Source organism: Aurantiacibacter hainanensis, from assembly GCF_036321025.1.
Lineage (GTDB): Bacteria > Pseudomonadota > Alphaproteobacteria > Sphingomonadales > Sphingomonadaceae > Alteraurantiacibacter > Alteraurantiacibacter hainanensis.
The window spans coordinates 81,997-97,770 of sequence record NZ_JAZAPB010000001.1 but is presented as its reverse complement, the minus strand read 5'-3'; the positions used below and the strand labels follow the sequence as shown (position 1 = coordinate 97,770).

Annotated in this window: 12 protein-coding genes; 6 read left to right on the top strand and 6 right to left on the bottom strand. The window is 62.6% G+C overall.

The genetic code is table 11. The annotated features are described in order from the left end of the window. Positions 1–109: 109 nt before the first annotated feature. The 5 genes from AAA989_RS00460 to manD form a co-directional block, all read right to left on the bottom strand. Positions 110–1,528 carry an amidohydrolase family protein gene (locus tag AAA989_RS00460; protein WP_338240433.1) on the bottom strand — a complete coding sequence of 473 codons (1,419 nt, stop codon included), beginning with the start codon at positions 1,526–1,528 and terminating at the stop codon, positions 110–112. A gap of 125 nt (positions 1,529–1,653) precedes the next feature. Next, on the bottom strand, positions 1,654–2,094 hold the full coding sequence (locus AAA989_RS00455; protein WP_338240431.1) for a universal stress protein: 441 nt from the start codon (positions 2,092–2,094) through the stop codon (positions 1,654–1,656). A 62-nt stretch (positions 2,095–2,156) separates the two neighbouring features. Beyond that, positions 2,157–3,878: a cation:proton antiporter domain-containing protein gene (locus tag AAA989_RS00450; protein ID WP_338240430.1), complete on the bottom strand. Its 1,722-nt coding sequence runs from the start codon at positions 3,876–3,878 to the stop codon at positions 2,157–2,159. Between the two features lie 455 nt (positions 3,879–4,333). Continuing rightward, positions 4,334–5,248 (bottom strand): sugar kinase, encoded by a 915-nt coding sequence (locus AAA989_RS00445; protein WP_338240429.1) that lies wholly within the window; start codon positions 5,246–5,248, stop codon positions 4,334–4,336. 7 nt (positions 5,249–5,255) lie between these two features. Further along, a complete protein-coding gene (manD, locus tag AAA989_RS00440; RefSeq protein WP_338240428.1) occupies positions 5,256–6,464 on the bottom strand; it encodes a D-mannonate dehydratase ManD in 1,209 nt (402 codons plus the stop codon). Between the two features lie 105 nt (positions 6,465–6,569). Here manD and AAA989_RS00435 point away from each other — a divergent pair, with 105 nt between their 5' ends. From AAA989_RS00435 to AAA989_RS00425, 3 genes are read left to right on the top strand one after another with little or no spacing between them, the layout of a single operon-like run. Further along, a complete protein-coding gene (locus tag AAA989_RS00435) occupies positions 6,570–7,319 on the top strand; it encodes a FadR/GntR family transcriptional regulator (RefSeq protein WP_338240427.1) in 750 nt (249 codons plus the stop codon). A 26-nt stretch (positions 7,320–7,345) separates the two neighbouring features. Beyond that, complete coding sequence (gene uxaC / locus AAA989_RS00430; protein WP_338240426.1) at positions 7,346–8,755, top strand: glucuronate isomerase; 1,410 nt, start codon at positions 7,346–7,348, stop codon at positions 8,753–8,755. Next, a complete protein-coding gene (locus tag AAA989_RS00425) occupies positions 8,689–10,122 on the top strand; it encodes a mannitol dehydrogenase family protein (RefSeq protein ID WP_338240424.1) in 1,434 nt (477 codons plus the stop codon). The genes uxaC and AAA989_RS00425 overlap by 67 nt, the downstream gene beginning before the upstream one ends. 36 nt (positions 10,123–10,158) lie before the next feature. On the opposite strand, the gene AAA989_RS00420 is transcribed toward AAA989_RS00425, so the two are convergent. After that, positions 10,159–11,055, bottom strand: coding sequence for a LysR family transcriptional regulator (locus AAA989_RS00420; RefSeq protein ID WP_338240423.1), 897 nt, complete (start codon positions 11,053–11,055; stop codon positions 10,159–10,161). A gap of 120 nt (positions 11,056–11,175) precedes the next feature. Between AAA989_RS00420 and AAA989_RS00415 the strand changes: the two genes are divergently transcribed. Genes AAA989_RS00415 through AAA989_RS00405 form a run of 3 tightly spaced genes read left to right on the top strand, consistent with a single transcriptional unit; the run spans position 11,176 to position 15,767 of the window. Then, complete coding sequence (locus AAA989_RS00415; RefSeq protein ID WP_338240422.1) at positions 11,176–13,665, top strand: TonB-dependent receptor; 2,490 nt, start codon at positions 11,176–11,178, stop codon at positions 13,663–13,665. A 2-nt stretch (positions 13,666–13,667) separates the two neighbouring features. Then, complete coding sequence (locus AAA989_RS00410; protein ID WP_338240421.1) at positions 13,668–14,648, top strand: MBL fold metallo-hydrolase; 981 nt, start codon at positions 13,668–13,670, stop codon at positions 14,646–14,648. Between the two features lie 3 nt (positions 14,649–14,651). Next, positions 14,652–15,767, top strand: coding sequence for an FAD-dependent oxidoreductase (locus AAA989_RS00405; RefSeq protein WP_338240420.1), 1,116 nt, complete (start codon positions 14,652–14,654; stop codon positions 15,765–15,767). Positions 15,768–15,774: the final 7 nt, after the last annotated feature.

Genomic DNA, 15,774 nt, shown 5'->3' with positions numbered 1-15,774 from the left:
ATCCGGCGCGATGCATCGCGTACTGACCGAACGTGGCCCGTTATCGGAACGTCCGGTTTCAGGCGCATGCGCCGCCCGGCGGACGTCCGAGTGACGCTGACGTGATAGTCTAGTCCGATCCTTCTAGCAGCCGCTCTTCCAAAGCGTCGAGTTCAGCGCGATCGAGTAGCCGCCCACCGACCACGACAGCTCGCGGTCGGCGCAGTGTTGCCAGCCCATCCAGAGGATTGGCGTCTAGCAGCACGAGGTCCCCGCGACGTCCCGCAGCAATAATCCCATCCTGATCTTCCAGACCGAAAAAGCGAGGCGGCGCGACGGTTGCCGTGAACAGCGCCTCGCGCGGTGACAGGCCTATCTCTACGTAAAGATCAAGCTCGTCGAGCAGCGAGAAGCCGTGAAACAGGTACGGGTTTGCGAAAGACGCATCGGTGGAGGCGAGTATTGGCACGCCTGCGCGATGGGCCATCAGGAACGTCCTGCGATCGAGCGCGATACTGTCCTGCGCCAGCGCACGAACATCGTCGGTCATGGCTTCGAGTCTGAAATCTGGCTTCCCCCATGCTTCGCGCACTTCGGCGGGGAGCATCCGCATGCGCGGCGTGTCGGCGCTCGGCCAATTGCCGAGATAGAAATCGGCGACAACCAGCGTAGGGCTGACGTGGAGATCGGCATCTGCGACATCCGCCAAGATAGCTGCGCAGCGTCTCTCGTCCCAGGTTTCGAGGATGATGCGGTTGCGCGAGGCCATGATTGCGAAGATCTGCTCCTGCGATGCCCCTGCCGCCATGGCGGAGCGCAAGGCATCAAGCATTGCCTCCTCTTCGGTTGAACAAGCCATCGGGATACGCCCGAAATGCTCCATGCCGTCATGACCCGCTTCGATTGCAGTGCGAAGGGCCACCCGTTCTGGAATGTGACCCACCAGCGGGAGACCCGCCGCTTCGGATGTCTCCGCCAGTGCGAGATAGGTTGGCTCATCGAGCATCGAGTAGGACTTGACCGCTCGCCAGCCTTCCTCGTCGATACGAGCGACTACCGCGCGGGCTTCGTCGGGCGTGTCGGCGAGAAACATGCCGGGCCATGAGCCGGGGCTGGCGTCTACCCATGCGCCAGAGAGCACGAGCCTGGGTCCTGGAATCTCTCCGCTCTCGATCCGCGCCTGGAGCGCCTGTTGCTCGGCGATTGGCCATAGCGCGCCCATGTCACGCACTCCGGTCACGCCGTTGATGAGATAGAGCGGGAAGGCGGTATCGGGCTCAATTGCGGAGGAAAAGATGTGGACGTGGCTGTCCCATAAGCCGGGAATCAGAAACATTCCCTCGGCGTCGATCCGCTCGACCTCAGCGGTGGCCGACACATCACGCCCGACCGCTGCGATGTGCGTCCCTTCAATTAGAACCGATTGGCTCGGGCTAAGCGTGCCCTCCTCAATATCAACGAGAGTAACATTGGTCAGGAGGACGTCAGCCTGCGCCGTGGTCGATACCGAAAGACACAAAGCGAAAGCCGCCAGGATAATCGTTCTCATCGCCAAATCACCCTCATCACAAGTTTGCCTGTCTCGGCGTCATCAACTGCCTCCGCTAGCGATTGCCCCTGGTCGGAAATCGCCAGTCCCACGCGCCATCCCGGAGCTCAGCGCACCGCCACCATTCATCGGTCCATCTGCCGCACTTTGGTGACCAGCACATCGCAGGGAGCTTCGCGCATTATCGCGTGGGCATTCGAACCCAGAACGACCCGGCCGATAGTCATCGCATGTGCGGCCATGACAATGACATCGGCGCGCTCGTCCTCGGCAGTGCGGATCACTTCCCTGGCGATCGAACCCGCAGGAACATGAACATTGGAAAGACAGTCTTCCAGCCCGTGTTCCCGCGCCAGATCGCTGAGCGAGGCCTTCAATTCCCTAACCAGATCGATCTCGGAATACCATTCAAAGTGGCGACTGTAGGCCTCGGGAAGGCGCAACCTTACATGCACGAGAGATGTTCTCGCCTCGCACATGCGCGCCAGGGAAGCGCATCGCTTCAGAATCAGCGCGGTGCCATGTTCATCTTCGCAATCGATTGCCGCCAGGATCCTGCGATACATCTTCGTTCCTTTCCGAGCCTAAGCCCCGGTCTTGCGCAAGCCTCGGCCGAAAGCCTGAAGCGTCACTGTTCCTCGCCGAACCGCTCAAGATCGATTTGCCTGCTGGCCGTCTCCTCGTCCGTGCCGACTTCCAGGAGTATCGTGTGCGCGAGGCGAAGACTTCCCTCGATCGTTTCCGGTACGGCCACGTTCGCTCCCAGTTCGAGCAGCTTGCGCGCGTGATCGGCATCGCGGGCGCGAGCGAGGATCTTCACCAGCGGCCACCTTCGGTGAATCTCCGCCGCCAGCATTTCCGTCGCCTGCTCGTCGCCGATGGTAATGGCAACGGCGGCAGCGCGATCAAGATGCGCCTCGCGCAAGGTTTCCAGCCGCGCCGCGTCGCCCATGCGGACGGGCCGCCCCTCGTGCATGGCCTTGCGGGCGAGGGCGACATCCTTCTCGATAGCGAGATAGCGGATATCCTGCTTGTCCAGCACCGTAGCGATGGTTTCGCCGACCCTGCCGTAGCCTGCGATGATAATGTGTCCCTCCAGCTCCTCGTCCACCACGGTGTTCGGGTCGTCGTCGGTCTTATGCTCCTGATCGAGAATGCGGGAGACATTGCGCGCCAGCCAGTCGAGCCCCGGCGTCGCCAGCATGGTAAGGCCCACGACGATCAGCATAAACTGGCCGACATCTGGAGGAAGCAATTCGACAGCTACGGAAAGGCCGACAACAAGGAAGCCGAACTCGCCCGCCTGGCCGAGCATGATGGCCACCTCTGCAGCACGGTTGCGGGGCAGCTTCCATGCAAGGCAGAGGCCGAAATTGATGGCGGACTTGAGGACGATCAGTCCTGCAGCCGAGGCCACGATCCAGAACGGATTCTCGATAACAAAGCGCCAGTCGATCCCCATGCCCACCGATAGGAAGAAGAGGCCGAGCATGAGGCCTTTGAAGGGCTCGATGTCGATCTTCACCTGGTGCCGGAACTCGGTTTCGGCCACGAGTAGTCCGGCGAGAAACGCGCCCAGCGCCATCGACAAGCCAACCACGCCGGTCAAAGCCGCGGTGCCGACGGCGATAACAAGTATGATCGCAACGAACGCTTCCCGACTGTCGGCTCCCGCAACCAGTTTCAGGATCGGACGCAAGACGATGCGTCCCACGCCGTAGATCACCGCGACCGTGGCCAGCGCTTCAAGCAGCGCGAGTCCGAACCCCGTGGCCACGTTGCTGACTGCCAGCGTACCCAGCACACTCACGGCGAACAGGATCGGCACAACGGCCAGATCCTGCATCAGCAGAATCGAGAAAGTGGCCCGGCCCGAAGTCGAGCCCAGCCGCCCGCTCTCGATCAGCAGCTGCGTGACGATAGCGGTCGAAGACAGGGCGAGGCAGGCGCCGAGAATGACGGCTGTTGCAGCGCTGTTGCCCCAGGCAAAGGCGATCCCTGCGATGACGGCTCCGGTGACCAGGATCTGCGCGCTGCCGAGGCCGAAGACCAGTCGGCGCATTGCCCACAGGCGCTGGAACGAAAGCTCAAGCCCGATGACGAAAAGGAGGAAGATGACGCCCAGCTCCGCAAGGGTCGCGACGCCCTCCAGGTCGGTTATCACAAGCCACGATACTGCCTCGAAGTCGTCGGCCAGAAGGCCGAGGCCGTAGGGGCCGACTATGCTGCCGACCAGGAAATAGGCGATGACCGGGCTGACGAAGCGTTGCAGCAGCGGAATGACAAGACCCGCCGCGAGCAGGAAGACGAGAACTTCCCGCAAGTAGGGAATATGAACGTGGCTCTCCATGGCCGCGCGATGGCTACTCCAGATAGCGAATAGGCAGGATAGGTCTCCAGTCGGATTTGTGAAGGGGGCGTCGCAGCGCCATCGAGCCGGGAGACGAGCAAGGTTTCCCACTCCCTGATGCAACTGGTACTGCCTCGCGTCAGGAGTCTTGTCGCAACCGCAATCGAACAAGAAACGGGAATGAATCGAGAATTGCTCTCGAGAGTCCTCCCTCCAAGCTGTCATGCTTGCGAGCGCAACGCGAATGACCGGGATGAGGGCGCAAAGCCGACTTCGCGAAATGTGCGACTAGCGAGGCGCACTTCGTCTGATCTTGAGGGGCTGATGTTGGGCGAAGTGTGGAAAGGTGAGGATTACCGACCGAAATTCCAATTCCGTCTCCCCGACCACTTCGACTGGCGCGCCTCAGCGGATCGTGGCGGCCTTTCCGCAGCGCGATAGTCTGGCGGCTCTCGTTACGGGTCTTCCGGGTAGGGTGCCGAGGTATCCCGGGGCGGGATGGCTCCGGCGCGCATGATGGTCCATGCAGCCAGCGCGTTACCCTTTCGTGCCGCCTCGCGAGGATCGGCTCCACCTAGGCGGGCTGAGAGATATCCGGCGTTGAAGGCGTCGCCCGCGCCGCTGGTGTCCACCGGGTCCAGTGTCGATGCCGGAGCCAGTATCTCGCCGTCGGGCAGGCGGCATCCTTCGGCTCCGAGTTTCACGACGACCTCTGCGCATCCCAGGTCCTGCCAGTGGGCGGCGACATCGTCGGCATCGCCCGCCGGGCCGAGCTGCATCTCATCGTCCAGCGTAGGAAGACCGTGCGTCGCCACCGCGATTGCCCGGTCGCGCCAGTGCGCGGCGGACCGGGCGCTGTCCCAGAGCCTGGGACGGTAATTGGCGTCGAAGGCCACCAAGCAGCCGTTGTCGCGCATCCGGGCTGCGAGCGAAAGCAAGGCCTCCTTCCCGGCCTCGGGCAGGATGGCGAGGGAAATCAGCGAGAAGACCAGCATCTCGGACTGCTCCACGCGCTCCATCATGTCCGCAGTCCGGGGAAGGGCAAAGAGCTGGCGCGCTGCGCTGTCGCTTCGCCAGTAGGTGAAGCTGCGCTCGCCCCGGGCATCGAGCGAGATCGCGTAGAGTCCGGCCCCGTGGGCTGGATCGGTGAGGATGGTGGAGCAATCGAGCCCTTCGTCCTCCCAGGCGGAGCGGAGGCGCTCGCTGAACGTGTCGTTACCCAGCGCGGTCGCGTAAGCCACGTCGTAGCCGGAGCGGGCCATGTGGATGGCCGAGTTCAGCGTGTCGCCGCCGTAACCAAGCCGGTAGGCATCGCCCTCGGCCTGCCGCAGTTCGACCATGCCTTCGCCAACGAAAGTTACGCGGGCCATCGGCGCGTCACCAGTTCCACATGCTGCCATCCTCCAGCCGGGCGACCGGCAGGTAGGCGGGCTTGTATGGGTACTTGGCGGCCAGCTTCACGTCTAAGTCCACCCCGTGGCCCGGCGTCTCTCCGCAGTGCAGGTGGCCATCGGCGAAGGTGTAGTCGTGAGGGAACACCGCATCCGTCTCCTCGGTATGGCGCATGTATTCCTGAATGCCGAAGTTGGGCACCCAGGTGTCGAAATGGAGTGCGCAGCCCATGGTGACCGGCGAAAGGTCCGTCGCGCCGTGGCATCCCGTGCGGACCTGGTAGAGACTGGCGAGATCGGCAATGCGGCGCAGGTGCGTGAGACCGCCTGCGCCCACGACGGTGCAGCGGATATAGTCGATGAGCTGGTTCTCGATCAGGTCCTTGCAATCCCAGATCGCGTTGAAGATCTCACCCACGGCCAGGGGAGTGGTGGTGTGCTGCCGCACAAGCCGGAAAGCCTCCTGGTTTTCGGCCGGCGTGCAGTCCTCGAACCAGAATAGTTGGAAGGGCTCCAGCATCTTGCCCAGGCTCGCGGCTTCCTGCGGCGTGTAGCGGTGGTGGCCGTCGTGCAGCAGGTGATGATCGAAGCCATAGGTTTCCCGCAGTTTCTCGAACAGCTTTGGCACATGGTTCAGGGCCTTGCGTGTGTCCCACCCGGTGGTGGACGGCAGTTCCGCGTCGGCGGGTTCGTAATGCAGCGTGCCCCGGCCGACACCATAGGCATTCTGGATGCCCGGCACGCCGCTCTGCGCGCGGATGGCCCGGTATCCCAGGTCGATATACTTGCCCACGGCGTCCACCGTCGCCTCTATATCGGCGCCGCTGGCGTGCCCGTAGACCATCACCCGGTCGCGGCTGCGCCCGCCGAGCAACTGGTAGAGCGGCATTCCCGCCATCTTTCCCTTGATGTCCCACAAGGCCATGTCGACCGCCGCGATGGCCCGCATGGTCACCGGGCCGCGCCGCCAGTAGGCACCGCGATAGAGATATTGCCAGATGTCCTCGATACGGCGCGGATCCATTCCCAACAGGCAGGGGATCACGTGGTCTTCCAGGTAGGAGACGACCGCCAGCTCCCGGCCGTTCAGAGTGGCGTCGCCGATGCCGTACACGCCCTGATCGGTCTCGATCTTGAGCGTAACGAAGTTTCGTCCCGGGCAGGTGACGATGACTTTCGCAGCTTGAATTTTCATGCAGCTCCCCGGAAGTCTGCGACAGGCAATATGCTGTCGTTGACGACACCAATTTGGTCTGTCAAGTTTCAAGAATTGGTAAGTCCAAAGGAGGCGAAGAGACGGATGAAGAGTCAGGCCAGCCCCCGTCTCTACAAGGACATCGCTGCCAGGCTGATCCGGGAAATCCAGTCCGGAAACTTCCCAGTCGGAGCCCGCCTTCCGGCGGAGAGGGATCTGGCTGTGAAATACGATGTCAGCCGCCCGGTAATCCGCGAGGCCATCATTGCGCTGGAAGTCCGGGGCCTTGTCGACGTGCGCGTCGGCTCGGGCGCCTACGTCCGCTCTGCGACGGAGCAGGATCAGGTGGGCGCGGGCGACGTATCGGCAATCGAACTTACCGAAGCGCGCCTTCTCGTCGAAAGCGAGGTGGCCGCGCTGGCCGCTGCGCAAATTTCCGACGAAGAGCTGCGCGAACTGGAAATCCTGGTCGGCCAGATCGAAGAAGAGAACGAGGCCCCTGGCGGCAAGGAGGAGGCGGATACCGCCTTCCACCTGGCCGTCGCGAGGGCGACGAGGAACAGCGCTCTCGTGGAAACGGTGGAGCGTCTGTGGGAGCTGCGCAGCACTTCCCGCGAGGCCGCTCTCCTTCACGAGAAGGCGCGCCACGCAAACATCAAGCCGGTTGTCGACGAGCACACGGCGATCCTGCGCGCATTGCAGGAAAGAGACCCCGCCGCTGCGCGCGCTGCCATGCGCGCTCACTTGCTGAAGGTTCTCGACAGTCTGCTGTTCGCGACCGAGCAACGCGCCGTCGATGAGGCCCGCCGCAACATGCAGGCCAAGCGCGAACGCTACGCGCAGCTGACGGCCTAGCAAGACTGGAAGAAATCTCTGCCATCATGTCCCAGCTTCGTCTCCACCCTGACCGGCTCTTTCCGGCGGAAAAGTCCACCCGCTCCATCGCCCGCGAACTCTACGAGACCGTACGGGACCTGCCGATCGTCAGTCCTCATGGACACACCGATCCGGCGTGGTTCGCGAAGAACGAAAGCTTCGGCAACGCGACCGATCTCCTGCTGGTCCCGGATCACTACCTGCTGCGCATGCTCTATTCGCAGGGCATTGCGCTGGAAGCACTCGGCGTACCCGACACATCCGGGGCCACGAGTGCCGACCCCCGCGAAGCCTGGCGGTTGTTCGCTGCCAACTATCATCTGTTCCGCGGAACGCCCTCGCGCATCTGGTTGGACTGGGTCTTCAGCGAAGTCTTCGATCTCGATGTCCTGCTGTCGGCCGAGTCCGCGGATAGCTATTTCGACACCATCACCGATGCTCTCCAGCGCGACGAATTCCGCCCGCGCGCCTTGTTCGATCGCTTCGGGATAGAGGTGATTGCGACGACCGAAGGCCCTCTCGATACACTGGAAAGCCATGCGCAGATCAGGGAGAGCGGGTGGGGTGGCCGGGTCATAACAGCTTACCGGCCCGATCCCGTCATCGATCCTGAATTCGAAGGCTTCAGGGCCAACCTTGGTGCCTTGAGCGACCTGACGGGCGAAGACTGCACATCGTGGCAGGGCTATCTTGCCGCGCACCGAAAGCGCCGCGGATTCTTCCGCGAGATGGGCGCCACGTCCACCGATCACGGCCATCCCACCCCGACGACCGCCGACCTTTCCCTCGCCGACTGCGAGAACCTGTTCCGCAAGGTGCAGGCTGACGAGGTGGACCCGGCAGACGCCGAACTCTTCCGCGCGCAGATGCTGACGGAAATGGCGACCATGAGCCTCGACGACGGGATGGTCATGCAGATCCATCCCGGCTCGTTCCGCAATCACAATCCGGCGCTCTTCCATCGCTTCGGCAGAGACAAGGGGGCCGACATCCCCGTTCGCACCGAGTACGTTCGCGCGTTGCAGCCGCTGCTGGCGAAGCACGGCAACGATCCGCGTCTCTCGCTGATAGTCTTCACGCTCGACGAGTCGACATATGCTCGCGAACTTGCGCCGCTCGCCGGACACTATCCGTCGCTCAAGCTTGGTCCGGCATGGTGGTTCCACGACAGTCCCGAGGGGATGCGCCGCTATCGCCGCATGGTCACCGAGACCGCGGGCTTCTGCAACACCGTCGGCTTCAACGACGACACGCGCGCGTTCCTGTCCATCCCTGCCAGGCATGATTTGGCGAGGCGGATCGACTGCGGCTTTCTGGCGGAGCTGGTGGCAGAGCACCGGATGGAAGAATGGGAAGCGGCCGAACTGGCGCAGGACCTGGCCTACAATTTCGCCAAGGCGGCCTACAAGCTGTGAGGCTGTCGACCCAGAATGCCGGGAAGTTGCCCGGGGATGTTTCGCGTCCCGGATACGACCGGACGCAGCCTGTCGGGATTGTCCACTTCGGCATCGGCGCGTTTCATCGCGCGCACCAGGCTGCCTATACGGACGCGTGCCTGAGGGCGGGCGAGACCGGCTGGATGATCGCCGGGGTTTCCATGCGCTCGGCAACCGTCGCCGACCAACTCAATCCGCAGGACGGACTCTATACGCTGACCGTGCGATCGGCTGGTGAGAACACGGCACTGATCGGCTCGGTTGTTGAGGTTCTCGTTGCCGCGTCGGACCGTGAAGCAATCGTCACGCGCCTTGCCTCGCCCGAATGTCATCTGGTGACGTTTACCGTTACCGAGAAGGGCTACTGCCGCGCACCCGACGGGTCGCTTGACTTCGCTGCGGCCAAAGATGGCTTCCATCCGATCCTGTGCGAAGCGCTGGCCCGGCGGCGCGATGCTGGCCTGCCGGGGCTGTCGCTGCTCAGTTGCGACAACCTCTCGGGCAACGGAAAGCAGCTGAGGCGACTGATGCTGGAGTGGATCGACGCCGAGGCCGCCGACCTCCGCGGCTGGTTCGAAGGCAATTGCACGACGCCGGACAGCATGGTCGACCGGATCGTGCCGTCCTCTTCGGCTGCCGATCTCGACGATCTGGAGCAGCGGATCGGGATGCGCGACGAAGGGGCGGTGTTCACGGAAGCCTTCACGCAGTGGGTGATCGAAGACGACTTTGCAGGGCCGCATCCCCGCTGGGAAGAACACGGCGTGCAGATCGTATCCGATGTCGCTCCCTTCGAGACAGCCAAGCTGCGGATGCTCAATGGTGCCCACTCACTGCTCGCCTATGCCGCGCTGGATCACGGCCATACCTTCGTTCATGAGGCCATCGCTGACGAAAGGCTGCGACAACTCGTGCAGCAGCTGATGATGGAAGAGGCGGCCCCCACGATTGCAGCGGGCGAGGGGCAGGATCTGGATACCTACGGCGCTGAACTGATCGAGCGGTTCGAAAATGCCGCGCTCAATCACCGGCTCGCACAGATCGCCATGGACGGCAGCCAGAAGATTGGCCAACGCTGGCTCGAGACGCTCGCGATCCAGCAGAAGCGCGGCAATTGCTGTGAAGCTATCCTGACCGGCATTGCGCACTGGCTTCACCATGTCAGCGGCGACGTGCGTAAGGTAGAAGACCCGCAGGCGGCGGCCTTGCGTGAAATCTGGCAGCAGGCAGGGAAGCAGGGCATCGTGGAAGCGGTGTTCGGTGCGGGTGGCCCGCTGCAGTCAGACTGGATGCCGGACGAGTCCGAAATCGCCTTTATCGACGAAACGCTACGGCACCTGCGATGACCTCCAGCGGCGGGATTTACCCTGCCGGCCTTGCCTCTACCGGGTTTTCGCAAACTCCAGCATCTTCTCGCGCAGCCACGACAGGCCTCCGTCATTCTGGCGGGCGGAATGGAACTGCATCATTTCCCGCATCAGCGGCAGGACGAACGGCGGCTCGCAGATCACGAGCGAATGAAGCTGCCGGCAGGCATTCGCCAGCCGTTCGTGCATCACTGCCAGCCGCTGGGTTCCCTGCAGCAACCAGGGGACCTGAATGAAGGACTGCGCGACCACCTCTATCCGCCGTTCGGGAACCAGGGGGCGCAGGAGCGCCTCCGCGAAAGTATCCTGACCGCCGATCCTCACGGCGACGTGTCCGGCATTCCCGAAGGTCTCCAGATCCATGTCTCGCATCGCGGGATTTTCCGACCATCCCACGACGACATGCCGTTCTTCGAAAACCAGTTCGCTCGGATGCTCGCCTCCGATGAACTGCTCGGGCGTCAGGATGAGGTCGATTTCGCCGTTGTCGAGACGCCTGCGACTGGCATCGCCTGGCAAGGAGATTTCGAAACGCACCCCCGGGGCAGATTGCTCCAGTTGCGTGATGAAGGGCACGAGGAGGACCGTTGTCGCATAGTCGGAGGCGTCGATGCGGAAGGTGCGCTGGGACGTGGCCGGATCGAATGCCGTCCCTGCCGCGATCAATCCGCGAAGCCGGGAAATGGTCGTCGCAACCTGGGGGGCCAGCGATAGCGCGTGCTGGGTCGGGATCATGCGTTTGCCGTGCAGCACCAGCAATTCATCCTTGAACGACTGTCTCAGCCGCGAAAGCGCGGCACTCATCGCGGACTGCGTGAGGTTCAGGCGGCGGGCCGCGCCGGTTACGCTTCGCTCCTGCATCAGGACGTGAAAGGCGACGAGCAGGTTGAGGTCGAAGTTGTCCAGTCTCATGATGTATCAATATCGTAAATGGAAGACGACAAAAACAAAAAATTCGACTGTTTCAAATTTCGGTGCGATCCGTCCCGCGTTCGAGACCGCCCGTCAGGCGGCAGTTGGGAGATTCGAAGCATGTCGAAATTGCTATTCGCGACCACGGCTCTTGCCGCATTGTCATTCGCCCAAGGCGTCAGCGCCCAGGAAGCACAGGGCAACGAAGACGAACCGGCGGCGGAAAGCACCGGCCTCAATGTCATCACCGTGACAGCCCAGCGGCGCGAAGAGAGCCTGCAGGATGCGGCCATTCCCATCAACGCGATCAGCGGGGCCGAACTGGCGCGTACGGGCGTTGTCGATGCCACGCAGTTGAACAAGGTCGCACCCGCGCTCTACGTCCCCGAGGCGGGCGGCGCGAACGTAGGTTACTTCATCCGCGGCGTCGGAAATTTCGCCAACAACGGTTACACCAACCCCGCGGTCGCCTTCAATCTGGACGGCGTCTACATCGGTCGCCCGTCGTCCACGGTCGCCTCGTTCCTCGATGTAAACCGCGTCGAGGTGCTCAAGGGACCGCAGGGCACCTTGTACGGACGCAACGCAACGGGCGGCGCGGTGAACGTCATTCCCAACGCTCCGCGCCTCGGTGTGCTGGAGGGGAGCGTCAGCGCCCAGTACGGCAATTATGATGCGATCGAGACGACCGGCGTCATCAACCTGCCGGTTGGTGACAGGATCGCCGCGAGGCTGGCCGGCACCTATTCGGAGCGTGACGGGTATTACGACGACGGAACCGGCTCGAAGGAAGACCTGGCGCTGCGCGGCCAGCTATTCTTCGAGATTTCCCCCGCCGCGGATCTTCGCCTGTCGGCGGACTACTCCACGCAGAAGGGCACCGGTCCGGGCCTGAACGTCGATGGTGTTTATACCTTCGCGCCCTTCACTCCCGATGCCACCGTTCCGAACTGGCAGTTCATCCCGGCGCCTTCTTCCGTGAGCGAGCCCTTTACGGGTCTCTTCGCGCCGCAAACCCTCGATTTCATCGAAGAGACCGCGACGGCCGCTCCGCTCTATTCGCCCGTCGTAGGCTATGAATTCCCTTACAGGGACGACGAGTACTGGGGTATCAATGCCGAGTTCAATCTCGATCTTGGCGGAGCCGATCTGGTCGTCATTCCGGCCTTCCGTAGTTCCCAGCTGGACAACCAGTTCAACGGCGCGCCGTTCAAGGCCGGTATCAACCAGGACACCGCCGAGCAGTTCAGCATCGAGGGACGGTTGTCCGGTGACGCAGGTCCGCTCGAATGGCTGTTGGGAGCATACTATTTCGACGAAAGCGTCGAAGGGCTGAATTCCTACAACCAGTTCTCGACCGTCTCATTCCAGGATTTCGCGTCGGAAACCGAATCCGTCGCCGTATTTGCGCGCGCGAGCTACAGCCTGACCGACGACTTCCGTGTGGTTGGCGGAATTCGCTACACGGACGAAAGCCGTTCGATCGACGCGCTTTCGATCAGCACGACCGGTGTCTGCCTGATCGAACCGCAATTCGGACCACCGAGCTGCCCACAAGTGCCGACCATTCCGGCGGGTCTTACGCTGCAGGAATCGCTGGAGCAGCTAAACCCTGCGCTGTTCCCCGCGGGGTCGCCGCTCGATGCAGCAGTGCCCTATGGGGCGTTCCCCTACGGTCCCTTCGGTCCGATGGGCCCGCAGGCGCTGCTGATCAACACACCCACTGAAATTGTCCGATCTTCGGGCGATGATGAAGTGACCTGGCGCGCCGCGCTCGAATACGATGCAACGCCCGACAACCTTATCTACGCCAGTTTCGAGACGGGTTTCCGCGCCGGCGGATTCAATCTCACCTTCGGGCAGGAAGAGTACGATCCGGAATACATCGATGCGTATACCATCGGCTCAAAGAACAGCTTCTTCGACAACCGCCTGCAAATGAATTTCGAGGCGTTCTACTGGGATTACCGCGGACAGCAACTTGCCGCGCTGGGCGTGGACGATCGGGGCAACAACTCGTTCTACACCCGCAACGTCGGCGAGTCCTCGATCAAGGGCGTCGAGATCGACTTCCAGGCCCTGGTAACCGAAACGACCCTGCTGCGGGGGGGTGTCCAGTATCTGGACGCGACTTACGACACCTTCGTCTACGAGCAGGTCGATCTCTCCGACGCCACCGATCCGCCCAACTTCCTCACGCCGATCACCGGCTGCAACTATACGCAGAACCTCGGGGCGCAGCGGACCTTCACGGTCGACTGTTCCGGCAAGCCGGCTCTCAATGCGCCGGACTGGACCGTCAGCCTGGGCATCCAGCAAACCTTCGAGATGCGCGATTATGAGGTAATCGCCACTCTCGACGGCCGTTACCGCAGCGAGAGGGTCATCGGTTTCAACTATCTTCCCACCGGCAATGCAGGGGAAGACGTGACGCTTGATGCGAGTATCTCGCTCGTGCCTTACGACAAGGGCTTCACGGCCAGCGTGTTCGTTCGCAACATCACCGACGAGGCAATGCGCTCGCTGTACCAGCTGGGGGCGGCAAACGTGGCTTCTCCGAAGTACGAGCCGCCGCGCACCTATGGACTGCGGCTGGGTTACGAGTTTTGATCATGAAGCTTCTTGCACGATTCCTCGTAGCAAGCGCTTCCCTGTCGCTGTCTGCTATTCCCGCAGCAGCGCAGGAGAGAGCGGGTGGGGGCGAAGGGGTCTGGGTCACGCTTGGCACCGGTGCCGGGCCGGTCACCAGTTCGACACGCTCCCAGCCCTCGAACCTCCTCCGCTTCAACGGGCGCGACTACCTGATCGATGTCGGGGACGGGGCGGCCAGGCAGAGCGGAAATGCTGGTGTGCAAACGAAGATGATCGACGGGATATTCATCTCCCACCTTCACTTCGATCATACCGCTGGCCTCGCGGGGATTCTCGGGCTGCGCTTCCAGACCAACGGCAGAGATCCGCTGACAATTTATGGCCCACCAGAAACGCAGCAGCTGGTGGATGGCATTCTGGCCGCCATGGTACCGGGCGCGACGGCCAACTACGGCGTCGCCGGGGCAGCGCCCGTGGATCATCGCGCCGGTATCCGCGTCATCGAAATGCGGGACGGGGACAGCGTCGATGTTGACGGCATGACGGTTACGGTCCGCGAGAACACGCATTACAGCTTTCCCGAAGGAAGCGAGCTTGCAGCCCGTTTCCAGTCGCTCTCCTACCGCTTCGACCTGCCGGGTCGCTCCATCGCCTATACAGGAGACACCGGTCCCAGCAGTGCAGTGGAGGAACTGGCGAGTGGCGCCGATCTGCTCGTCGTGGAAATGATGGACATACCCCTTACGATCGAACGGATGCTGGCCGCCAATCCCGGCATGCCGGAAGCGGTCTCGCGCGCCACGCAATCGCACCTGGCCGATCATCACCTTTCGCCGACGCAGGTGGGTGAGCTGGCCAGCCGCGCCGACGTCGGTTCGGTCGTGGTCACGCACTTCTCGGGCTGGGAAAAGAACCAGCCTGAACATATGCGGTATCTTCACGATATCGCAGCGGTCTATGAAGGGCCCTTCCTGATAGCCGACGACATGGATGCATTCTGAGCGATGAAAAATCTCGAGATATTGATCGTAGGCGGCGGCATCGGTGGTCTGACGGCAGCCATTGCCCTTCGCCGCGACGGGCATGGGGTGACGGTGATCGAGAAAGATCCCGAATGGGCTGTCTACGGCGTGGGCATCATTCAGCAGGGCAATGTCCTGCGGGCGATGAAGGAACTTGGCCTGCTCGACGATTACATGGATGCAGCGGTCGGCTTCGATTTCGTCGCGGTCCACGCGCCGGACGGGACGCAGGTGGCCAAGGTGCCGAGTCCTCGGCTGGTCGAGGGCTACCCGGCCAATGTCGGCATCGGCCGCCCGGCACTGCACAAGGTGCTGGGCGATCGCACGATTGCGGCGGGTGCCGATGTACGCCTGGGCGTGACGGCAGAGGCTATCGAAGACGATAGCGAAGGCGTGACGGTACGCTTCTCCGACGGCAGCGAGGGACGTTACGACATCGTGATCGGTGCCGATGGCGTCTATTCCGATACCCGGCAGAAGATCATGCCCGATGCTCCGAAGCCCGAATACACCGGCCAGGCGGTGTGGCGCTACAACCTGCCTCGTCCCGACGATCTCGATGCCCTGCATGTCTACAATGGACCGACGGGAGTGGGTCTCGTCCCCATGAGCTCGGACCTGATGTACATGTACGTCACCACGCCCGAACCCGGAAATCCTTGGTACGACAGGGAAAGTCTGGCTGGGGCCATGCGGGACAAGCTCGCGAACACCGCATCTCCCATTCGCGAACTCGCCGAGCAAATCACCGACGATGACGGCGTCGTTTACCGCCCGCTGGAGGCGATGATGCTCTACGGTCCGTGGAGCGAGGGCCGGGTGGTGCTGCTGGGCGATGCCGTTCACGCGACGACACCGCACCTGGGCCAGGGCGCGGGCATGGCGATCGAGGACAGCATCGTCCTGGCGGAAGAACTGGCCAGAGCCGATACGCCGGAAGAGGCCTTTGCCGCCTACCGTGAGCGCCGCTTCGAACGCTGCAGATACATCGTCGAGAGCTCGCTGGCGATCTGCCACGGCCAGTTGGGCAAGGGTCCGGCTGTCGACAACCACAAGGCCACCGCGGAGATGTTCGAAGTCACCGCGCAGCCGATCTGATTCCTAC